The 21,788-nt window shown below is 37.6% G+C and carries 24 protein-coding genes, 1 pseudogene and 1 CRISPR repeat array; of the genes and pseudogenes, 4 read left to right on the top strand and 21 right to left on the bottom strand.

Translation table 11 applies throughout. The features are described from left to right. Positions 1-47: 47 nt before the first annotated feature. Both SCSC_RS02240 and typA read right to left on the bottom strand, forming a co-directional pair. Positions 48-326, bottom strand: coding sequence for a DUF3165 family protein (locus tag SCSC_RS02240; protein ID WP_003070154.1), 279 nt, complete (start codon positions 324-326; stop codon positions 48-50). Positions 327-390: 64 nt separating this feature from the next. Beyond that, entirely contained in the window at positions 391-2,232 is a 1,842-nt protein-coding gene (gene typA / locus SCSC_RS02235; protein WP_006269878.1) for a translational GTPase TypA, read from the bottom strand. 180 nt (positions 2,233-2,412) lie between these two features. Between typA and SCSC_RS02230 the strand changes: the two genes are divergently transcribed. Continuing rightward, positions 2,413-3,138: a 16S rRNA pseudouridine(516) synthase gene (locus tag SCSC_RS02230; RefSeq protein ID WP_003070158.1), complete on the top strand. Its 726-nt coding sequence runs from the start codon at positions 2,413-2,415 to the stop codon at positions 3,136-3,138. Between the two features lie 20 nt (positions 3,139-3,158). On the opposite strand, the gene SCSC_RS02225 is transcribed toward SCSC_RS02230, so the two are convergent. The 3 genes from SCSC_RS02225 to SCSC_RS02215 all read right to left on the bottom strand — a co-directional run bounded on the left by SCSC_RS02225 (position 3,159) and on the right by SCSC_RS02215 (position 4,549). Further along, a complete protein-coding gene (locus tag SCSC_RS02225) occupies positions 3,159-3,539 on the bottom strand; it encodes a rhodanese-like domain-containing protein (protein WP_003070160.1) in 381 nt (126 codons plus the stop codon). After that, positions 3,533-3,757 carry a YqgQ family protein gene (locus SCSC_RS02220; RefSeq protein ID WP_003070161.1) on the bottom strand — a complete coding sequence of 75 codons (225 nt, stop codon included), beginning with the start codon at positions 3,755-3,757 and terminating at the stop codon, positions 3,533-3,535. The genes SCSC_RS02225 and SCSC_RS02220 overlap by 7 nt, the downstream gene beginning before the upstream one ends. Positions 3,758-4,021: 264 nt before the next feature. Beyond that, complete coding sequence (locus SCSC_RS02215; RefSeq protein ID WP_003070162.1) at positions 4,022-4,549, bottom strand: Dps family protein; 528 nt, start codon at positions 4,547-4,549, stop codon at positions 4,022-4,024. 150 nt (positions 4,550-4,699) lie between these two features. On the opposite strand from SCSC_RS02215, the gene SCSC_RS02210 reads away from it, so the two are divergent. Next, a complete protein-coding gene (locus tag SCSC_RS02210) occupies positions 4,700-5,374 on the top strand; it encodes a prepilin peptidase (protein ID WP_003070165.1) in 675 nt (224 codons plus the stop codon). Here SCSC_RS02210 and SCSC_RS02205 read toward each other — a convergent pair. The 9 genes from SCSC_RS02205 to SCSC_RS02165 all read right to left on the bottom strand — a co-directional run bounded on the left by SCSC_RS02205 (position 5,369) and on the right by SCSC_RS02165 (position 12,684). Further along, positions 5,369-5,887 (bottom strand): VanZ family protein, encoded by a 519-nt coding sequence (locus SCSC_RS02205; protein WP_003070167.1) that lies wholly within the window; start codon positions 5,885-5,887, stop codon positions 5,369-5,371. The genes SCSC_RS02210 and SCSC_RS02205 overlap by 6 nt on opposite strands. Then, positions 5,880-6,962, bottom strand: coding sequence for a dual-specificity RNA methyltransferase RlmN (gene rlmN / locus SCSC_RS02200; protein ID WP_006269861.1), 1,083 nt, complete (start codon positions 6,960-6,962; stop codon positions 5,880-5,882). Before rlmN ends, SCSC_RS02205 begins: the two co-directional genes overlap by 8 nt. A 33-nt stretch (positions 6,963-6,995) precedes the next feature. Beyond that, positions 6,996-7,553, bottom strand: a complete 558-nt coding sequence (locus tag SCSC_RS02195) for a YutD family protein (RefSeq protein ID WP_003070172.1) — start codon at positions 7,551-7,553, stop codon at positions 6,996-6,998. A gap of 286 nt (positions 7,554-7,839) precedes the next feature. Next, on the bottom strand, positions 7,840-8,895 hold the full coding sequence (locus SCSC_RS02190) for a SepM family pheromone-processing serine protease (protein WP_003070174.1): 1,056 nt from the start codon (positions 8,893-8,895) through the stop codon (positions 7,840-7,842). Continuing rightward, positions 8,876-9,373 carry a pantetheine-phosphate adenylyltransferase gene (gene coaD / locus SCSC_RS02185; RefSeq protein ID WP_003070176.1) on the bottom strand — a complete coding sequence of 166 codons (498 nt, stop codon included), beginning with the start codon at positions 9,371-9,373 and terminating at the stop codon, positions 8,876-8,878. The genes SCSC_RS02190 and coaD overlap by 20 nt, the downstream gene beginning before the upstream one ends. Further along, entirely contained in the window at positions 9,363-9,902 is a 540-nt protein-coding gene (gene rsmD / locus SCSC_RS02180; protein ID WP_037565796.1) for a 16S rRNA (guanine(966)-N(2))-methyltransferase RsmD, read from the bottom strand. The genes coaD and rsmD overlap by 11 nt, the downstream gene beginning before the upstream one ends. 197 nt (positions 9,903-10,099) lie before the next feature. Beyond that, the gene (gene hpf / locus SCSC_RS02175; RefSeq protein WP_003032381.1) at positions 10,100-10,642 is read right to left on the bottom strand and encodes a ribosome hibernation-promoting factor, HPF/YfiA family; all 543 of its coding nucleotides are present in this window, start codon (positions 10,640-10,642) and stop codon (positions 10,100-10,102) included. A 78-nt stretch (positions 10,643-10,720) separates the two neighbouring features. Next, positions 10,721-11,386, bottom strand: coding sequence for a ComF family protein (locus SCSC_RS02170; RefSeq protein ID WP_003043136.1), 666 nt, complete (start codon positions 11,384-11,386; stop codon positions 10,721-10,723). Next, positions 11,383-12,684, bottom strand: coding sequence for an ATP-dependent helicase ComFA (locus tag SCSC_RS02165; RefSeq protein ID WP_037565799.1), 1,302 nt, complete (start codon positions 12,682-12,684; stop codon positions 11,383-11,385). The genes SCSC_RS02170 and SCSC_RS02165 overlap by 4 nt, the downstream gene beginning before the upstream one ends. A gap of 56 nt (positions 12,685-12,740) precedes the next feature. Here SCSC_RS02165 and SCSC_RS02160 point away from each other — a divergent pair, with 56 nt between their 5' ends. Next, positions 12,741-13,376, top strand: coding sequence for a YigZ family protein (locus SCSC_RS02160; protein WP_006269864.1), 636 nt, complete (start codon positions 12,741-12,743; stop codon positions 13,374-13,376). 99 nt (positions 13,377-13,475) lie between these two features. Beyond that, positions 13,476-14,405: a cysteine synthase A gene (cysK, locus tag SCSC_RS02155; protein ID WP_006269877.1), complete on the top strand. Its 930-nt coding sequence runs from the start codon at positions 13,476-13,478 to the stop codon at positions 14,403-14,405. Between the two features lie 205 nt (positions 14,406-14,610). Here the strand turns inward: cysK and SCSC_RS02150 are convergent. The 7 genes and pseudogenes from SCSC_RS02150 to cas5c form a co-directional block, all read right to left on the bottom strand. After that, a pseudogene (locus SCSC_RS02150) lies at positions 14,611-14,778 on the bottom strand (cell filamentation protein Fic); the annotation flags it as partial. 20 nt (positions 14,779-14,798) lie between these two features. Further along, a CRISPR array of direct repeats spans positions 14,799-16,085; the repeat unit is 32 nt; unit sequence ATTTCAATCCACGCACCCGCGAAGGGTGCGAC. Between the two features lie 147 nt (positions 16,086-16,232). After that, entirely contained in the window at positions 16,233-16,526 is a 294-nt protein-coding gene (gene cas2, locus SCSC_RS02145) for a CRISPR-associated endonuclease Cas2 (RefSeq protein ID WP_006269853.1), read from the bottom strand. 10 nt (positions 16,527-16,536) lie between these two features. Further along, entirely contained in the window at positions 16,537-17,577 is a 1,041-nt protein-coding gene (cas1c, locus tag SCSC_RS02140; protein ID WP_006269871.1) for a type I-C CRISPR-associated endonuclease Cas1c, read from the bottom strand. Beyond that, entirely contained in the window at positions 17,574-18,245 is a 672-nt protein-coding gene (gene cas4 / locus SCSC_RS02135; protein WP_006269857.1) for a CRISPR-associated protein Cas4, read from the bottom strand. The genes cas1c and cas4 overlap by 4 nt, the downstream gene beginning before the upstream one ends. 1 nt (position 18,246) lies before the next feature. Then, positions 18,247-19,095, bottom strand: a complete 849-nt coding sequence (gene cas7c, locus SCSC_RS02130; RefSeq protein ID WP_006269879.1) for a type I-C CRISPR-associated protein Cas7/Csd2 — start codon at positions 19,093-19,095, stop codon at positions 18,247-18,249. Between the two features lie 3 nt (positions 19,096-19,098). Beyond that, complete coding sequence (gene cas8c, locus SCSC_RS02125) at positions 19,099-20,976, bottom strand: type I-C CRISPR-associated protein Cas8c/Csd1 (protein WP_006269870.1); 1,878 nt, start codon at positions 20,974-20,976, stop codon at positions 19,099-19,101. Beyond that, complete coding sequence (gene cas5c, locus SCSC_RS02120; protein WP_022524675.1) at positions 20,976-21,704, bottom strand: type I-C CRISPR-associated protein Cas5c; 729 nt, start codon at positions 21,702-21,704, stop codon at positions 20,976-20,978. Before cas5c ends, cas8c begins: the two co-directional genes overlap by 1 nt. Positions 21,705-21,788: the final 84 nt, after the last annotated feature.

Raw genomic sequence — 21,788 nt, 5'->3', positions numbered from 1 at the left:
TTTACCTTTTTTTCAGAAAATAAAAAATCCTTTATGGCTTTTTATTCTTATCTGTCACGAAGTTTTGAGTGAAACGATATTTTTTTATCTTTTTGTGACAATTTTGAAATATCACGTAGCGAAAAATATGCTACGCCAATCATTGCAATTCCTATGAAAAATTCAGACGGTAATTGAAAAATTTGAAATACTGCTAATCCTAATAAAATGATAAAGGCTACTAGGGCAATCACTAAAACTACTACATTTAAAGTCCCTTTAATGCTTTGCGGAGCAGCAAAAATGTAAAATAACAGAATGAGAATTCCAAAGATTAAATAAAACATTTCTGCTCCTTTCTAGCCTATTTGCTTCTTTAATATATTAGCAACGAAGCAAATCGTTCTTTCATTATTCAGCTGATTTTTTCTTTTTAGCAGCTTTGGCACGTTGATTTTTATCAAGAATTTGTTTCCGCAAACGGATCGATTCTGGTGTCACTTCCATGTATTCGTCATCATTCAAAAATTCGAGTGATTCTTCCAATGTCAAAATACGAGGTGTTTTTATAACCGCTGTTTGATCTTTCGTTGCAGAACGTACATTAGTCATTTGTTTGGCTTTTGTAATATTGACCGTCAAGTCGTTTTCACGTGAATTTTCACCAATAATCATTCCTTCGTAAACTTCTGTACCTGGATTGACAAAAATGGTTCCACGTTCCTCAATAGACATGATTGAATAAGTCGTTGCTTTTCCTGTATCAATCGAAACAAGAGCTCCGCGACGACGACCGCCAATCTCACCTGGAATCAATGGTAGGTATTGGTCAAAAGTATGGTTCATAATCCCGTAACCACGCGTCATAGAAAGGAATTCAGTTGAGTACCCAATCAAACCACGTGCAGGAACAAGAAAAATCAAACGAGTCTGTCCATTTCCTGTTGATACCATATCTAGCATTTCACCTTTCCGTTCAGAAAGACTTTGGATAACCGAACCTTGATATTCTTCTGGAGTGTCAATTTGCACACGCTCAAATGGCTCACATTGCATACCGTCAATTTCTTTGACGATAACTTCTGGACGCGATACTTGTAACTCATAGCCTTCACGACGCATGGTTTCGATTAGGATTGATAAGTGTAATTCCCCACGACCTGACACAATCCATTTATCTGGTGAGTCAGTCGGATCCACACGAAGTGAAACGTCCGTTTGCAATTCAGCCTGCAAGCGTTCTTCAACTTTCCGAGACGTTACCCATTTCCCTTCACGACCAGCAAATGGTGAATTGTTCACTAAGAAAGTCATTTGCAGTGTTGGCTCGTCAATGTGAAGAATCGGCAATGGTTCTACCACATCCGTCGGAGTAATGGTTTCACCAACGAAGATATCTTCCATACCAGATACAGCAATCAAATCACCCGCTTTGGCTTCGTCAATTTCACGACGCTCTAGCCCAAAGAAACCAAATAACTTGGTAACACGAAAGTTTTTCGTTGTGCCATCTAGTTTAGAAAGAGTAACTTGATCACCAACTTTCACCGTTCCGCGGAAAACACGACCAATCCCGATACGCCCCACAAAGTCATTGTAGTCCAAAAGAGAAACTTGGAATTGAAGGGGCTCATCTGAGTTATCAACTGGTGCTGGGATATGATCAATAATTGTATCAAAAAGTGGTGCCATAGTGTGTTCTTGGTCAGCTGGATCATCTGACATAGAAGATGTCCCATTAATAGCTGAAGCATAAACAACTGGGAAATCTAATTGGTCATCGTCAGCACCGAGTTCAATGAAAAGTTCAAGAACTTCATCCACGACTTCCGCTGGACGAGCTGATGGTTTGTCAATCTTATTTACTACTACAATTGGTACAAGATCTTGTTCTAAAGCTTTTTTTAACACAAAACGAGTTTGTGGCATAGTTCCTTCATAAGCATCAACAACTAGAACAACCCCATCAACCATTTTCATGATCCGCTCAACTTCTCCACCAAAGTCCGCGTGCCCTGGCGTATCCATAATATTGATGCGAACACCATTATAAGCAACAGCTGTGTTCTTGGCGAGAATGGTAATCCCGCGTTCTTTTTCAAGATCGTTGGAGTCCATTGCTCGTTCTTGCAACTCTTTACGCTCATCCAATGTATGTGATTGCTTAAGCAACTCATCAACCAAGGTTGTTTTCCCATGGTCGACGTGAGCAATAATAGCGATATTGCGAATGTCTTCTCTTAATTTTGTCATTTTGTCCTCTATATCTTATGTTTTATTTCTAACTGAACAATTATATCACAGATTGAGGTAAAAAACACGGTTAAACCAGGTGTAAATGTTTTCATTAAAAAATCAATCTTCTCCAATTTTATTTCCATTTCTTATCACAAAAAATTATGGTATGATAAGAAAAAATTCAAGGGAAATGATATGCGTTTAGATGTCCTACTAGCTCAAGCTCACATTAGCCGTAAAAAAATGAAGCAAGCTCTCCTAAAAAAGAAAATCTTGGTAGATGACTGCCCTGCTCGAAAACTTAGCCAAAATGTTGATACAGGCTTGCAGACGATTACAATAGAGGCACAACCTATCTTCATCAATTCACATCAATATTTTATGATGAATAAGCCACTTGGTGTTGTGACTGCTAACTCTGATAGGAAACACCAAACCGTTCTGGATCTCATCAGACCTGAAGACTTCAATGAAGACCTATATTCTGTTGGTCGACTTGATCGAGATACCTGTGGATTGCTGTTAATCACTGACAATGGTCCACTCGGTTTTCAACTACTACATCCTCAGTATCACATCACAAAAATGTATGAGGTAGAGGTTAATGGTCTCCTAGATAACCAGATGATAAAAGCCTTTCAAAAAGGGATTGTTTTTCTTGATGGAACTATTTGTAAACCAGCTCTACTTACAATTCATTCTTCTACTCCAAACAAAAGTACTGCGACAGTCACTATTTCTGAGGGAAAATTTCATCAAATCAAAAAAATGTTTTTGACTGTCGGTGTCAAAGTTACTTCTCTTAAACGGACTCATTTTGGAGCTTTTGAGTTAGACCCAAACTTAGCCGCAGGAGAATATCGAGCATTCAACCAATCAGAACTCGAAATAGTGAAGCACTACCTAGAAAAAAGCTATTAAAAGTGAGCAATCCTTTTAGATTACTCACTTTTAACTTTTCCTTTCCATCCATCTAGTCCTGTAGAGAGGATGTAAATATTTTGATAACCTTGCTTTTTCAATAGAATAGCTGCATTCATCACACGTTGTCCACGACTATTTTCATATAGTAAAACAGCCTTGTCCTTACGAATCGCTCCTAAGCTTGTTTTTAATTGCTGTGACGGAATATTTCGTGCCCCTAAAATATGTTTATGACGAAAATCGGCTGGATCTCGTAAATCAATCAACTGACCTTGACGAATCATATCACCAAATTCCGCATTATCTACCACTTTAGCCGCACGACGGACACGTACATAGTTAAAGCCCATCCATCCTAACATTCCAACAATAATTGCCAATAAAATCCAGTTTAACATGTTTTCTCCTCATTCTTTTTCAAATATTGTAATTCTAATCGATGCTCTCTTCGTAAGATGCTTTCAGCTTCTAGATAATCTAGTTTTTCTATCAAGCCTGCATCGTAAATCCTCTCTAGCTCAATTTTCATCATTTCAATATCATACAAGCGCTTCCCCATATAGATAATAATGCCAAAACTTTTGAGGTATTGCTGTACATCATAAAGTGTTTTCATGAGCCTTATTTTACCAGAATTTTAAGAGTATTTCAAGGTTAAAAAGAGGATGTTTATCTCTTTAAGCATTCAAAAACAGACAAAAAAGCCACCGAATTTGGTGACTTCTATAGGGAGATTATTATGAAAAAGAAAAGTTTAGGATTTTTATCAAATAAAGTTAGGAGGTCTTCATCTGATGGTATTAGTATAACGCTACCTCCTTAAATTTATCTTAAACTCTAAAAGATTTTAAAATTTTATTTTCTATTCTCAAATATTTGCTTACACTCCTGGAGTTTGTCCAATTTCAGCCGTTAACATCCAGATATTCTTTTCAAGATCAGCTTTAGCACCGACAAAAATATCGTTCGTTACATCATCTCCTTCTTCATCTGTTACGTCCAGAGCTTTTTGGTAAAGACCCACCAAGTAACGGAAGATTTCGATGACACGTTCCAAACTTTCTTCGACACTCTTGCTAAATTTTCCTTCTTTTTCTTCAATATTGCTGTGTTGGATGAATTCACTCAAAGTTGAATATGGAGTTCCGCCCAGAGTAATCAAACGTTCACTCACTTCATCCAAAGTTGTATCCAAGGATTCCATATATTCATCCATCTTAGGATGCCAAACCATGAAACCAGCTCCACGCATGTACCAATGTACTTGGTGAAGGGCAATACGAGCAGTGTATAAATCTGCTACCGCTTGGTTCAATACCACTTTTGTTTTGGGAAGAGACTTATTCAAAGATCCAACACTTGAGAAAGTTGCAACATCCTTGACTGCTTCGTTGTTTACTTTAATCATTTTCTTTACCTCACTTTATTTAGAATGATTCTAATTTTTATTATAATTTAATTATAATGTTTCTAAATAAGAAAGTCAACTAATTAAACTCATAAATTTCTTTTATTAGAGAAGTTGCAATTTTTTAGAATAATTTACGAATAAAAAAGTATGATTCATTTTTATTTTTTCTTGGTTGGAAGTATTGTAGCTTCCTTTTTAGGACTGGTCGTTGATCGCTTTCCTGAACAGTCTATTATCACACCTGCTAGTCATTGCAACGTTTGTGGACAGAAATTAGCACCTCGTGATTTAATTCCTGTTCTTTCACAGCTTATCAATCGGCTGCGTTGCCGTTTTTGCAACTCAAAAATTCCCATCCGTTACATCCTTCTAGAACTAACTGGTGGCTGTCTCTTTCTTGCAACATCTTTAGGTTATCTAAACATCAACCGGCTCGTTTTGCTTGCAATGGGAATGACCTTATCCCTTTATGATCAAAGAGAACAAGAATATCCTCTCCTCATCTGGTTAATCTTTCATATTTTTCTCCTTTTTTTGACAAGCTTCAATCTTTTAATGGTTGCTTTTTTAGCACTTGGGATTTTGGCTCACTTCGTTGATTTACGTATCGGTGCAGGAGACTTTCTTTTTCTGGCATCTTGCTCAACTATTTTTCATCTGACTGAAGTTCTTCTCATTATTCAAATTGCTAGTATCATTGGTCTGCTCCTTTTTGGTTTAAAATCAAAAAAAGACAGGTTAGCCTTTGTTCCCTGTCTTTTCTGTGGTAGCAGCATCCTGATAATGATACAATTTATCGTTCTTCACCAAAATGCCTTATGATTTATTTGAGAGTTGCTTTACCAAAAATTTATAAAATAGAAAAGCTAGATATCCGCCTAATGTATTTGTCCATAAGTCATCTATTTCAAAAACACGATTGGCATCAATTAAAATATCTAGTAAAATCTGGGTGCATTCGATAAACAAGCTCATTGAAAAACTGGCAAATAGCACACGCTTAGCGCTCCTCATCTTAGGAAAAAGCCAGAGAAGTTGAAAAATTAGTGGGCTAAGCAGAAAAATATTCATTATATTTTGTACAAAAACCTTAATTAATTGAAAGAAAGAAGTAATTTGCCCAAGATTGATAAAAGAATTAAAAGGAATGAGAAGCACTACAATACGACCAAACTGCTGAATCCCCGGCGTCTCCATTCCCTTTTCTGGCACTTGAGGGAGAAAACACATTAGACACAATAATAAAATGTAGAAAATGCTTCCCCAAGTAAGAAAAGTACGTCCCTTAACAGTTAATTCACCATCTGTTTTCAATAGATTGTTCAATTTAAGCATGCTTGGTAAGAGCTTTCTCCTTGTCTTGCTTCATGGTGTTTGAGCGCAATTGACCGCAAGCTGCATCAATATCCGTACCATGCTCCTGACGAACAACACAGTTAATGCCATTCTTTTTCAGAGTATCGTAGAAAGCCATTACACGTTCTTTGGGACTGCGACTATATTGATCATGTTCGCTAACTGGATTGTAAGGAATCAAATTGACATACGATAGCTTTTTGATGTTTTTGAGCAATTCAGCTAATTCCAATGCCTGCTCTACTCCGTCATTGACTTCATTTAACATAATATATTCAAAGGTCACTCGGCGGTTGGTCGTTTCAATATAATATTCAATTGCCGCAAATAACTTCTCAATTGGAAAGGCACGATTGATTTTCATAATGCTGGAGCGCAATTCATTATTGGGTGCATGAAGAGAAACAGCTAAATTAACCTGCACTCCTTCATTTGCAAAATCACGAATTTTATGCGCTAATCCAGAGGTTGAAACCGTAATGTGACGAGCCCCAATAGCCAGTCCCTTGTCATCATTGACGGTTCGCACAAATTTGAGAACATTGTCATAGTTATCAAAGGGCTCTCCAATCCCCATGACCACAATATGACTAACTCGCTCACCTTGTCCTCTCTCATCAAAATATTTTTGTACCAACATAATCTGAGACATAATCTCTCCGTTATTCAAGTCACGCTGCTTTTTAATTAGTCCACTAGCACAAAATGTACAGCCAATGTTACAGCCCACCTGAGTGGTTACACAAACTGAAAGCCCATAATGTTGACGCATCAAAACAGTTTCAATCAGCATACCATCGGGTAGTTCAAACAGATACTTCACTGTCCCGTCTGCAGACTCTTGTACAATTCTTTGCTCCAGCGGATTAACGACAAATTCATCATCCAATTTTGTTAACAAATCCTTTGAAATATTAGTCATTTCTGCGAAAGATTGAACCCGTTTGCGATAGAGCCACTCCCAAATTTGAGTGGCTCGAAATTTCTTTTCTCCCTTACTTTCTATCCAATCTATCAAATCCTGACGAGTCAAACTATAAATTGATGGTTTCATGTTCTTCCTCTCTATACCAGCTCCCAGTTTTTGCTATTTTTGACGAATAACAAAGTGACGTTGATTGTTTGTCTGCTGCTTTCCCTCATTCTGTCTTTTTGTTCTCTGTTTTTGGCGTCTGCTACGCTGACGATTTTCACGCTTCGGCTGCTCTTGCTCCTTATAGGAGCGAGCCTGTTTAGAACGGCGTGGTTTGATTTCATTTTCCTTTTTGTGATGAGATTTTTTATCAAATGATGCACGACGCGGTTTCAAATTTTCCAAGACAAAATAAGCACAGCCATAATTGCAGTATTCTAACAAATAATCTTCTAAGCGACTGATTTTTTCCTCGCTTTCATTTGCCTTGTCATCTTTATAAAATCCACGCAAACGCAACTGCTCGTTGCCCCAGTCGCCAACAATATAATCAAATTTTGTTAAAATATCTGAAAAACGCTGATTAAAAGCTGTGACATCAAAACCTTCTTTGTAGTTGTCCACCAAATCAAATTCAATTGTCTCAGCCATCACTTTTGTTCCTATTTGCCGAAATTCCGGTCCAGGAAATTTATTGTAATTATATAATTCAGGTGCAATTTCTTTTCGCATAGTTATCCTTTATAAACGTTATTTACTTGTATTATCTTATTTTACCATAAAAAGAAGTGTTTTTGACAGTTGAAATATGGAATGAAAAAAGGGAATGGGACAAAAATCGATATTTCGTAAGAAATCGATTTTATCGTCTCACCCCCGGCAAAGTTGAGTAAGTCTGCAAAAGCTGATAGCCTCAGCACATTAGAAATCATTCAACTATTGCATTGTATTCTTTGAAACTGAAGACCTTCATCTCAGTCTCATATTGCCAACTGGTTCTTTTAGTTTTCTTCATTATTTAAGATTTTTTAGTACTTTTGAGGTAATCAATTGCGTCTTGCAAGGTCTTGACAGGTACAATTTTCATTTTAGTTTTAATTTTTTTAGCAGCTGCCAAAGCTGTCTCATAGTTTGTTTTCGCTTTAGGATTGGATTTTTTCACTTCCTTGGTGACTGGATTATTTGGCGCAAAGAAAATTTCTGCGCCATTTTTAGCTGCTGAAACAACTTTTTTATCAATCCCACCAATATCACCAACTTTTCCTTCACGGTCAATCGATCCTGTCCCAGCAATATTTCTGCCATCTCTCAATGTCGGGTCTGCAATCTGTGTATAAATCGCCAAGCTAAACATCAAGCCCGCACTTGGTCCACCAATCCCCGCTGTTGAAAATTCAATTGGTATATTACTTGCGACTTCTGTTCGGTCAATTAAGCTAATACCAATTCCATTTTTTCCATTTTCAAGTTTGATAATTTTACCTATAGCAGATTTTTTCTGACCGTCTTCTACATAGTTCACCTTGACCTTGCTGCCAATTTTCTGTGAGCCTACATAATCAATCAAATCTTTTGAACTGTTGAAAGTCTTATCATTCACGCCTGTCACAGTATCTGCAATATTTAGAATCCCTTTAAAGGTTGAATTCTTGGTAACTTGCAACACATAAACACCCAAATATTTCAAGCTAATATCCTTGCCCGCTTTTTTCAAACCTTGATATTTGGCTAAGTTTTGTGATGTTTCCATATAAAATTGATTGATTCGCATATATTCTTTATCAGAAGTTCCGCCAGTCAGATCTTTCGCCGAATAAATATCTGTAAAAGGAGTCAACCAAGCATAAACCAAATGAGCAAAGGTTGCATGCTGAATCCCAACAGTGACAAAGTTATAAGAACCTTTTTCCTTATCCACTTTATTATCTACACGTAATACTTGCCGAACATCTGCTGCACCACCTGGCACCTCAATGTAATAAGGCAGAGGAACTATAAAAGACATGAACAGTAGAAGCAGCCCTACTACAGCCACTATCGGCCATTTTTTAAATTTAGTTCGTGATTTTTCCATGTTGTTTCTTTAACTCCTTTACGACACTTTCGGGCACATACTTTGAAACATCCTGCTCAAAAGCAATCAATTCACGAATTCTTGATGAGCTGAGATGCTGATAAGCTGGGGTGCTAATCAAAAAGATGGTATCCAATTCAGGTGCCAATTCATGATTGAAAAAGTTGAGCTTTCCCTCATAATCCAAATCTTGGCTATTTCGTAATCCCCGTACAAAAGTTGTCACTCCTAATCTTCGTGCCACTTCTACTGCTAATTCGTCATGAGAAATAACAATTTTAACATTATCCAAATGAACTAGAGCAGCTGCTATCATTTTTTCTTTCGCTTCAATACTAAAAAAACTCGTTTTCTCAAGATTATAAAAAATACCAACATAAAGACAATCAAAGAGCTTGCTAGCTCGCTCAATCAAGTCAACATGCCCCTTTGTAATCGGGTCAAAAGAACCCGTAAATAATCCAATTTTATCTGACATAAACCGTCACCTTTGAAATTCCATATATTTTTTGCTTCCAGATACCTAACCCTGCGATTTCTTCTGGTAAATCCACCGACTTGTCTGTCTCACAAACAACCAGTATATCATCACTCAAAAGCTCTCGTTCAGCCAATTTTTCAATATCTGCAGCAATCTGCTCTTTTGCATACGGAGGATCTAACAAAACTAAGTCAAACTGCCCTGCTAGTAATTCAAGTGCTCGATTAGACTCCATTTTAAGAAGTTCAAACCGCTTTTCTTCTTTAGTCATCTTGATATTTTGGCTGATAATCGCTTGCGCTCTGCGCTCTTTTTCAACCAAAACAGCCGATGCTATGCCTCGCGAAATAGCTTCAATAGCGAGACTACCACTTCCAGCATACAAATCTAGAACCCGCCCTCCATCAAAATAAGGACCAATCATATTAAAGATAGCTCCCTTAACTTTATCGGTCGTTGGTCTAGTCGTTTTACCTGCTAACGTTTTGAGAGGACGTCCCCCATATTTCCCTGCCACAACTCTCATAAAGAATATTATAACAAAATCTCTAAAGAATGTATCAGTTTTTCTTCTGTGATAGCTGTAAATCAATTGTTTTTTCTGTCCTACTTTTGGAATGCAGCTCAAATATGATGATTTCTCAATACAGTTTTTTTGCAATTAATTCAAGATAATTGCAAACCAAACAAAAATCCCCTGATATAAATCAGAGGACCGATTGATTATCTCACTTCAAGCAAGCCAACGTCACCATCTTCACGACGATAGAGAACATTGGTTGTGTTGTCTTCTACATCAGTATAGATGAAGAAATCATGTCCCAATAAATCCATTTGAAGAAGAGCTTCTTCTAAATCCATTGGTTTTAAGTCGATTTGTTTTGAACGTACCACTTTTGCAGGTGCAGCTTCTACTTCTTCAATAACAGCATCTGTAAATAACTGACTAGTTGATTTTTTATTACGGTTTTTACGTTCAATTTTTGTTTTATTTTTACGAATTTGACGTTCAATTTTATCTGTCACCAAATCAATAGAACCATACATATCTTGGGAAACATCTTCTGCACGAAGAGTGATAGAGCCAAGTGGGATGGTTACTTCAACCTTAGCTGTCTTTTCACGATATACTTTCAAGTTTACACGAGCATCCAATTCTTGATCAGCTTGGAAATATTTCTCGATTTTTTCAAGTTTAGAAACTACGTAATCACGAAGCGCTTCTGTTACTTCTAGATTTTCACCACGGATACTATATTTAATCATATAAGTACCTTCTTTCTAAGCATTTTGTTTTTCTTTACTTCATTATAACGCTTTCATTTTTTTTTTGCAAATTTTTTGTTATCTTGCTAATGAAAATGTCAAAATTTCTTTCACACCCGCTTCCACTAAAATATCTTTGGCAAGTTGTAAGGTTGCTCCTGTGGTATAAATATCATCTATCAAAAGAATTTTTGCTGGAAGTGTAACCTTGTCTTTTACTTTAAAGCACTGCTGGCTCTGCAATCGCTCCTCTCTCATCTTGCTTGATTGAGCAATTGTATCATATTTTTCTAAAATTTCCTTAAATTGCAACTTTGTACCCTCAAGAAAAGCTGTTACTTGATTAAACCCTCTTGCTTGATACTTTTCTACACTCACAGGAATTGGCACGAGCGTATAATCGCTATAATTTTTTAATTCTTGATGCAAAACTTCAGTAAATACAGAAGAAAGAGCATAATCTCCTTGAAATTTATATTGACTAAAGAAGTTTTTCATAGCTTCATTATAGACAAAACAACTCTTATGGCAAACTTCTTTTCCTTTCTTTGTCCACACATCACAGTCTATGCAGATTTCATCTATTCCGTCACGATAGCACTTAGGGCAATGTTGCGCTGAAATACGCTGGAATTTTTCAAAACAAGCATCACAAGCTTTTGCTTTGGGCTTCTTCAAAGTCAGCAAATCACAAAATGTTAGCTTTTCATCAAGTAGACTTTCACATAACAGACAGTTATTCATAAACCAGCCTCCTGATTCATCTCCCGAATTTCTTTAATAGCTTTTTCTATCGCCATAGTTGTACCATCATGAAAAAAGATTAACTCGCCTGTTGGTCGCTCCATACTACGACCAACACGACCAGCAATTTGTACCAAAGCACTGCGACTAAACAGACAATGGTTAGCCTCCACCACAAAAACATCTACACAAGGAAAAGTTACACCACGTTCTAGAATCGTCGTTGTTACTAAAATTGTGATATCCTTTTGACGAAATTTCTCTACAATATCTAGTCGATTTTCAGTCGTCGAAGCAACAAAGCCAACTTTTTCATTAGGGAAATTGTTTTGGAGAACCTCTGCAAATTCTTGTCCTCTTTTAATCTCAGAAGCAAAAATGAGAAGAGGAAAACCTGTTTTTCTTTGCTTTTTAACAAATTGTTCCAACTTAGGAACTAGCTTTTTTTGATTCAAGTATTTTTGAAAATTTTCCAACCAAACTTTTTGAGGAACAATTAAAGGGTTACCATGAAAACGTCTAGGGAGACTTAAGCGGCTCAACTCTCCCTTGCTAACTCTTTTGTCCAGCTCATCTGTGGAGGTTGCTGTCAAGAAAATTTTCGTGCCTTGTTCTTTGACTGCTTGATGAACCGCATGATAAAGCATTGGATTGTCTACATAAGGAAAGGCATCCACTTCGTCAACGATGAGCAGATCAAATGCTCGGTAAAATTTGAGAAGCTGATGCGTTGTGGCAATTACGAGAGGACTGCGAAAATACGCTTCTGATTCGCCATGCAGGAGTGAAATATCACAAGCAAAATCTATTTTCAGTCTACGATAAAGTTCTAAACAGACATCAATTCGTGGGCTAGCCAAGCAGACGGCCCCGCCTTGATCAATAACTTGTGCTACCACCTGATAGATCATTTCTGTTTTTCCAGCTCCCGTGACTGCATGGACCAAGCTATCTTTTCGCTTGGCAACTGCCTCCACAAGTCTTTGAGAAACCTTGGCTTGAAATTCTGTTAACGTTCCTTGCCATTTTAAGACATCCGCTTTAGGAAACTCTTCCTGTGGAAAATAATAGAGTTCTTCATCACTTCTGACCCTTCCTAAGATCAAGCAGGATCTACAGTAGTAAGCACCTATTGGCAGTTGGTGTCTTTCTTTATCAACTGCTTGCCCACAGCGATTGCAACATAATTTCCCTTTTTCTTCTTTCATTGCTGGTAAAGTTTGCGCATATAATTGCAATTCTGCTGGTAGTTGTGCTTTTGTAAACATACGACCTAAGCAATCTTGTAATTCTATCATATCTATTTATTCGAAAAAACTTTGGCAAAATACAAGTTTTTTTGTAAAATGAAGATATGGAGTTTAGAACAATCAAAGAGGACGGACAAGTCCAAGAAGAAATCAAAAAATCGCGCTTTATTTGTCACATCAAGCGTGTAACAACAGAGAACGAAGCACGAAATTTTATTCAGGCTGTCAAAAAAGAACACTACAAAGCTACTCATAACTGCTCTGCCTTTATATTAGGAGAGCGGAGTGAAATGAAGCGAAGTAGTGATGATGGAGAACCAAGTGGGACTGCTGGTGTACCTATGTTAGGCGTTTTAGAAAATCATCAACTAACTAATGTCTGTGCTGTCGTGACACGCTATTTTGGTGGTATCAAGCTAGGGGCAGGAGGTCTTATTCGGGCGTATAGCAGCAACGTTGCTTTAGCTATCAAAGAAATCGGGATCGTCCATATAAAAGAACAACTTGGACTGAGGATCGCTCTCTCTTACAGTCAATATCAAGAATTACCCAATTTTCTTAAAGCTAACCATTTACAAGAACAAGATACATCCTTTACAGAACAAGTCCAAACGACCATTTTTGTTGATAAAGATGATAAGGACAGCGTTATAGAGGAGTTGATTGAGTTGTTTAATGGAAAAATCGACATTACTGACCAGGGATTGCGGAAAGTTGAAGTTCCCATTTCTTTATCCTAAATATTAAAAAAAGCTATCACCTTGATAGTTTTTTTATATTTTACAAAGACTTCTTTTCGTTTTATACTGATGCTATCAACAGAATTGAGGTATTATTTTATGGCAAAAATTTATCGTAACATTACAGAACTCATTGGAAATACTCCTATCGTGAAATTAAACAGACTTGTTCCAGAAGGTGCTGCTGATGTCTATGTCAAATTAGAAGCTTTTAATCCAGGCTCATCTGTCAAAGACCGCATTGCTCTCAGCATGATTGAGACTGCTGAGCAAGAGGGCTTGATTCAACCAGGTGCAACCATTGTCGAAGCAACCAGTGGAAATACCGGAATTGGTTTGTCTTGGGTTGGTGCTGCAAAAGGTTATAAGGTTGTTATTGTCATGCCAGAAACTATGAGTGTTGAACGTCGCAAAATTATCCAAGCTTATGGTGCAGAATTAGTATTAACTCCCGGAAGCGAAGGAATGCAGGGAGCGATTGCCAAAGCTGAAGAAATTGCTAAAGAACGAAACGGCTGGCTACCACTTCAGTTTAACAACCCAGCTAATCCAGAAATACACGAAAAAATAACAGGAGCAGAAATTATTGCTGCTTTCGGTAAGAAAGGTTTGGATGCCTTTGTCGGAGGAGTTGGCACAGGTGGTACCATTTCTGGTGTTTCTCATGCTCTCAAAAAAGTCAATCCAGATATACAAGTTTATGCAGTTGAAGCCGATGAGTCCGCTATCCTGTCCGGTGAGGAGCCTGGGCCTCACAAGATTCAGGGTATTTCTGCTGGTTTTATCCCAGAAACACTAGACACTCAAGCTTACGACAGTATTGTTCGCGTTACTTCTAATCAAGCACTTGAACTTGGACGTCGTATCGGTGGACAAGAAGGTTTTCTGGTAGGTATTTCTTCTGCTGCAGCTATTTATGCTGCACTTGAAGTAGCCAAAAAACTAGGAACAGGTAAAAAAATTCTAGCTCTTGCTCCAGATAATGGCGAACGCTATTTATCAACAGATCTTTATAATGTTGAAGTTTAAACGTCTAATCATCCGTAAATACAAGACCAATCACAATTTTAAACTTTCAAATAGGTAAAAAAAACAGCTTTACTATTGAGCTGTTTTTTTGTTGAAGTAATGTTGACTTATTTGTTGGAAATATAGGGAACTTTATTATTTCAGGTACTCTACTTCAGATATGTATAGTTGGAACCTTTCTGTCCTCAGATGTTAGTTTACTCCGCTATTTATCCAAACCTAATTTTTGGTACAGTTCCTCACTAGACAGGTCATTTTCTCCATCAAGTAAGAGAGTTTCGCAAAATGCAGTCAAAAACTCGAGACATTTCTGCAAAATTTTGGCATCATCCAAAGCCAAGATATCTCGGAAAAATTTAGCATGTTTTTGAAAGCAAACAAGAGTTTAGGTGTATATTAATTTACGCACCCGCGAAGGGTGCGACTCAGCAGCGGGAGTTTATGAGCTAGGCGATCCGATTTCAATCCACGCACCCGCGAAGGGTGCGACCTTTGAAAAAACAAGATATTTATTTTATTATTTCAATTTCAATCCACGCACCCGCGAAGGGTGCGACCTTCGCCGATAAAGGCAAGCATTTTCGCAAATTTTATTTCAATCCACGCACCCGCGAAGGGTGCGACAAAAATCCAACGTTACAAAAAATAGATATTTTTAATATTTCAATCCACGCACCCGCGAAGGGTGCGACAAATCGGTCTTTAAATTTAATATCCAATCAAGATATTTCAATCCACGCACCCGCGAAGGGTGCGACTAAATTTAAAGATAGTTTTTCCAAAACTTTTATTATTTCAATCCACGCACCCGCGAAAGGTGCGACACATTTTTTAGTAAAATAACAGAGTTTGGAAATAATTTCAATCCACGCACCCGCGAAGGGTGCGACGAAATACATCATTTCAAACGAGCTATACAGGTCTATTTCAATCCACGCACCCGCGAAGGGTGCGACTGTTGCTATTTACGGGGAGTGATTAAATGTCGAAATTTCAATCCACGCACCCGCGAAGGGTGCGACAATAACTCAATCACATCGTACACACTAGCTTTATATTTCAATCCACGCACCCGCGAAGGGTGCGACACATCATGCGCATTGTTTAAGGCTCCTCTTGTCTATTTCAATCCACGCACCCGCGAAGGGTGCGACTGTGTAGACTGTTTTCTTTAATTTTTGTTTGTAATTTCAATCCACGCACCCGCGAAGGGTGCGACTGTAATCACGTTGTCGCTATCCCAATCCATGAGTATTTCAATCCACGCACCCGCGAAGGGTGCGACAAAAATGGAAGATTGGCAAAAACGTTTTATCGATATTTCAATCCACGCACCCGCGAAGGGTGCGACAAATTGATGCAAGGTGCACTCACAAGCATTTTGATTTCAATCCACGCACCCGCGAAGGGTGCGACAAAGTCAGACTGCCATGGGCTATATTTGCTAGAATTTCAATCCACGCACCCGCGAAGGGTGCGACTCTTAGCTAGTAACTTGTCGCCATTTTCGTCCATATTTCAATCCACGCACCCGCGAAGGGTGCGACCTGGATTTGACAGGTAATAACAGCTTTTATGCAACATTTCAATCCACGCACCCGCGAAGGGTGCGACAGTCAAAATGGGCCAACGTCGAGTGGCCGTTCCTATTTCAATCCACGCACCCGCGAAGGGTGCGACAGCGCATGGTTGCACCGTTTGTGACTATATCTAAGAATCTATTGAGCTATTTCATTTAATAAAAACTGGATTTTTGCCACTATCATTCTGTTTTTATGCGCGAATGTCCTAGGTTTTGATGTGCAACCTAGGTTCGCACACAAGTTTTTATAAAAGTAATATCCCGACATCAGGGTCATAACTGTCATTTCGACCAAGGGTTTCTACACGATTTTGCCAATTTTTACCAAGCAAGTAAAATCGTATACTATCTGATTCTTGGTCAATGATTGTCAACAGTTTATTTTTTATTTCTACAAATTCAGCCGGAGTTACTGAGCATTCAAAAACGGAATTTTGCACACGCTGACCATAATCAACACAAAGTTTTGCGACATGCCTCAGACGTTTCCTGCCTGCGGAAGTTTCCGTATTGACATCATAAGTTACTAAAACCATCATAAATTTACTCCTAGATTAAAAATGGCGGATAGGATTCTAATTCTCCACGAATTGCTTTGGCCAATAGCTGAGCTTGGACATAAGGCAACAGCATCAGCTTGACTTTTTCCTTAGTGAAAGGATGTTCAGTTTCTGTATGCTTACGCTTCTGCCAAGCTTCAATAAAGATAGCACGTCCCTTTTCAGTTAAAATAACACTGCTATTTTCCTTGATGTCAAAATGCTTTTTATTTAATTGCCCTTTATTTATCAGAGAAAAAACAAATCTATCAACAATATAAGAACGAAATTCTTCCACTAAATCCAAGGCTAAACTTGCACGACCCGGCCTGTCAGTATGATAAAAACCAACATAACTGTCTAGTCCAACAGCCTCCAAAGCAGACTGACATTCATAGGTTAACAAACTATAGCCAAATGACAAAAGAGCATTGACACAATCTTGAGGCGGCCGTCGCGTGCGTCCGTTGAACTGAAATGTTTCCTTATCAGTTAAAACGAGGTTGTTAAAGGCACGAAAATATTGGTTGGCTGCCTGACCTTCAATTCCTAAAAGAGAATCCTTGTCTTCAGCTGCTTGAACCTGTTCCAAGGCCCACGTCAATTCTGTATTCACTTCTTCAAAGAGACGGCTATCGATCCGATCCCGATGGTCACGCTTGAAACGCAATAAATATTTTCTAGAATTTGAAATCTTAGCAAGAATAAAACGTTTTGCATATTCTAGAGACTGTTCTTCATCCGCCAAACGATAGTGCTGTCTCCTTAGCAAAACATTCCCATTTGTTTGCCCAACAAATCGTCCGCAAAAGCGTCCCTGTGGTGTATGGAAGGACAAATTAATCTGATTTTCAGCACATAGTTCAATCAAAGAAGGAGACGCTCCTAAATAAGAAAAACAAACAATGCCATCAATAATTCGATACGGGAAACGACTGATAACTTTACCTTCTTGCTTGATAACGATGTTGTCTCTTTCACGCGTTAAATAAAAATTATCTTGAGTCAAATATAGAGTATTCAAATATAGAGTATTAAGTAGCTTTTTCATAAGCTATCCTCACTTTTTAGTGCTTGGAAAATATAATTGTCAACATTGCGCGCCTTTTTGCTCAAACGCGGCATGCAAATATCAACTAAGGAGCATAACTGACAGTTTTTAAAATATTCAGCTTTCGGAATAAGCTTTTTGTCATAATATTCATGCATTTGGCAAGCCAACTCGGCTACTTCTTTTCGAAAATCAGAAGTAATTTCTATTCGCTTCTTTTGATTTACACTATGATAGTAAAGATAACCATACTCGATTTCGCATCCAAGAGTTTCTTCAAGACAAATCGTTTGAGCAACCAGCTGAACAATGTCACGAGTATCCTTTTTAGGTTTTCCACGCTTATATTCAATAATGACAGGAAGCCATTTGCCACGTTTTCCTTTTAGCGGAACTCCTTTTTCATCCTTATGGAATTCAACCACATCCAATATCCCATAGAGACCAAGCTCTTTTGATGAGACATGCATGGCTCGTGAGGTAATGACATCCTTTCGCTTTTCTTTAATATAAGGATTATCCGCCTTCTGATGCAAAATCTGCCCATGAGCTGTCGCTTCGTTTTCAGCCCACTGCTGCTCAATATGAATCAAACTCCATTGGCGCTTGCAAAATTGGAAATGCTGAATACCAGATAACATCAAATAGTCACTTTCAGCATAAACCATTTTACAGTCCTTCTAAGATATCAACTTTCAATCCTTTAGCTTGATATTCTGCTAATTTTTCTTGATTAAGATGAATGCTGTAGTCATCGTAATTATCTTTATCCTGTTTTTCTTTGTCAAATTCAATCAAATCAAAAACACGCGCACTGGAAACATTTCCTAACTTATTAGAATGAGTAAACCAGAAGACTTCCCTCACGCGCATAGAACCTTCAGGACGAGCGGATGACGCATCGTTCTCAAACAGACTGATAAGTGCTTTCTTAATTACCTCAGCATCTTCATCAGAAAATCCTGTTTTTTCAGCAAAATTTGGATTAATCGAACCTTTGATGACATAGACACCATAATCAACAAAATGCTTAGTTCCCATAGTGTCTGACGAACGACCGCTTTCATTTTTTGCTTCCATACCGTTGGTACTTCTAGTAATCTGTAGACTGGAAATCACAATTGGTTCCAAAGATTTAGCCATATTCAGCGAAACTGGACCACGAACACCGATTGACTTTTTAAGATAAGTAAATACTTGACCGAAGGAACGCACATCCATCCATAATTGATTAGCTTTTTCTTCAATTTCTGCATCTGAATCTTTTGAAGTGAATTGATTAGAGAAACGTTTTTCAAGCGAGCGAAACTCGTCCTCAATGCGATCACCTGCCTGTACAAAAGTAGGACAACCAAAATCTTGCATACGATTCCTAATTTTACGTTTAATAGCCACATCTGAAATCAAGCCATGGCCCTTAGCATCTGTTCTTGGCATATTACCAGATAAAGGATCGCCATTTGCATTTGCCTCACGTACCTCAATCGTCACCATAAAATCAATTTTGTGTTCCAACATATCTTATCCCTCGTTTTCTTTAGTTTGTTTAGTGTAGTAAAATTGTTTTTCAGCATAGTAGCCAAAGATAAATTTATAATCTAATGGCTGAGTAAACTCTTTATTAGCATATAATGGGGTTAAAAGTTGAATAATTTCTTTTCTTTCTTTCTCCAATTTATGCCAAATACCAGGTCTATTCAATTTCAAAACTTCCTCATAAGGCTTAATTTTATTTTCTAAATGTTTCATCATCTTGGCTGGTTGACCTGTATAAGCATTCCAGTAACGCTCAGCATTCGTGATGCGTTCTTGGCTACTGCCATCTAGAGCATAGCGCTGCGCTTCAAACAGCTCATAAATTGCAAGTAAGCGTCCAAATAGATAAGAACGATCTGTTTCTTGATGGTCTAACATTGGTGTGAACTCCCTTCCATATTGTTTTTGTAAAACCGCTAAACTAACTTGTTGTACTTGATACCAGTGCTTAGAATACTTCTGTCTTTGTTTAATGTTATCTTCTAATTTTTTTACAACACTGTTTGGTATTGACCTTCCATCAATCAAAGCTGTTACTAATTGCTGATATTGATCGCTCTTAAAACTGTCATTATCCAATTCCAAATAACGTTCTCTGTCAACACCGTAGGCAGCGTTGATTATTTCATTAAAAGTAGGTGTTCTTAATTTATAATTTCCAGATTTAGTTTTTGCCTCCCAAGAATAGTCTTCCTGCCAAGTTTCCAGATTTTTCAATAACTGGGAAACTTGAACCTGACGGAAATATTTTAAAGCAATCCGACCATTGCTTGTTTTATTCAATATTGCAATATAATAGGTTGCATCGTTACCAAACAATTTTTGTCCCTTGATAAACGAAGATTCTATTTGCCTACTTTCTTCGTTCGGTTTAATGGGAACTAAACTTTCTTCTTCATCATCTTCAAATAAATCATTAAATATCGGCTTCACAATATCCAATTGACTCTCATTCACTAAATCATCACTAAACCAATTGATGAGATATTGTGACGATCCCAACCAAGTACTGCTGTTTTTATTTTCCAGCAGATACTTAATCATTAAATGAATTTTTTCCGAAGTTTCATAACCAACACTAAAAACATCTTCCCGCTCTTTGAATCGCCCTTTATAAGCCTCTCCTTTATTACTAACTGAAATGATTTTCGCAGTTCCCATTAGTCCTCTATGTTTATTTGTAATTTGTTCCATACGTCCACTAATATTACACGTTCTCAAATTATCTTGATTAGCAGTCATAAACGAAATAAAGGATTGGTGTAAGGCCTTGTAGCTAGTCACTGATTCATCTTTAAAGCCATGAAATTGTACAATTGAAAACTCTAGGAAATAAGCGGACAAATCAACAGTCTTGTTTTTTCCATCAGAGTCAGAATAGGTGATTTTCAATCCCTCCCTTTGGTAATGATCACCATATAAAGACCGAAGAATACTACTTAGAAAATCTGTTTGGAGAATAAAATGCTGAATTTTCATCAAAAAATCCTTGACTTTACCTTCCTCACAGTAAGCAATCCAACTAGCTAATTGTTTATGAAAATCATCATATTGTGATTGACTCACCTCTGGTATATAATAAGAAAACTTGTCTACTAGAGGATGTGGATCAGGATTGCTACCAGATCTTGCTACAGAATTTGCAGTCACAGGAAATATAATCATTTGATTATCATCCATGACCTCTGCCTTATAGAAACTACCATCCTGATCCAACTTAACTGCAATAATATTTTTACCATTTGACTTCAAACTAGTATGATAAAGCGGAAGCAAAACAGGATTGTCCCCATTTTGTTGGTCAACTAATTCAATTTCTTCTGCTTTTTCATAAGCTTTTAAGAGAGAAGTAAAAAAATCCATTAGCCTTCTCCTTTCTCCATAGCATCGTATTCCTTAAGTTCATCATCAACGGACTTAATCTGGCCAGGTGTCTTAAAGGTATAACTAGACAAAGTATTTACAATTTCACACTCAGACTGAGGCTTAAACTTAATCAACCCATTCTCCATCACTGTTTTTGTAAAATAAGATTTTAATGGTGTCGTTTCGTCTTTGGGATAAGCAAAAGAATGGAACATAATACCTAAATCAATAGTAACGCCATCATAGTAAGAAGGGGTGTTCTCATATTCTTCCTGACTAATTTCATCGACTAAGCCAAAGCATTCGCTGGTTCCTAAAAAAACATTGCGTCGTCCACCTTTTCGAATCGAGCGTTCCATAATGGCTTCATGCTTGTTAGGCAGCCTATCTTGCATTAAATCTTCACGATTTTCATTCCAAATGAAATGGAATTTCACTAGATATTCCACATCACTCAAATAGGACACGTAGCTCAAATCTGCGCTGTAATCATGTAACAAAGCACGAACGCCGTGTAATTCTGTCTGAATTTGATTAACAACCTTAACTTCAGTGACAATATTTATGAATGTTGGCTTATAATAAATACTATCAATTATGCCTTGCAAAGCTTGCCGAGTAGGAACAGAATATGATGATCTCTCTCCACCACCTTTAGTTGCAGGGTTTGTAAAGAGGGCCTGATCACCACGCACCCTCGCATAGAAATTTCTTGATCTGTACAAGGTTAAAACCTCCTTATGTTATTTTATAATCCTATCTTAGCACTTGAAATTTCAAAAGTCAATTTTTTTATTTCTATATGTAGT

Source organism: Streptococcus constellatus subsp. constellatus, from assembly GCF_023167545.1.
In the GTDB taxonomy this organism is placed as follows: Bacteria; Bacillota; Bacilli; order Lactobacillales; family Streptococcaceae; genus Streptococcus; species Streptococcus constellatus.
This window is presented reverse-complemented; position numbering and strand designations above follow the sequence as displayed.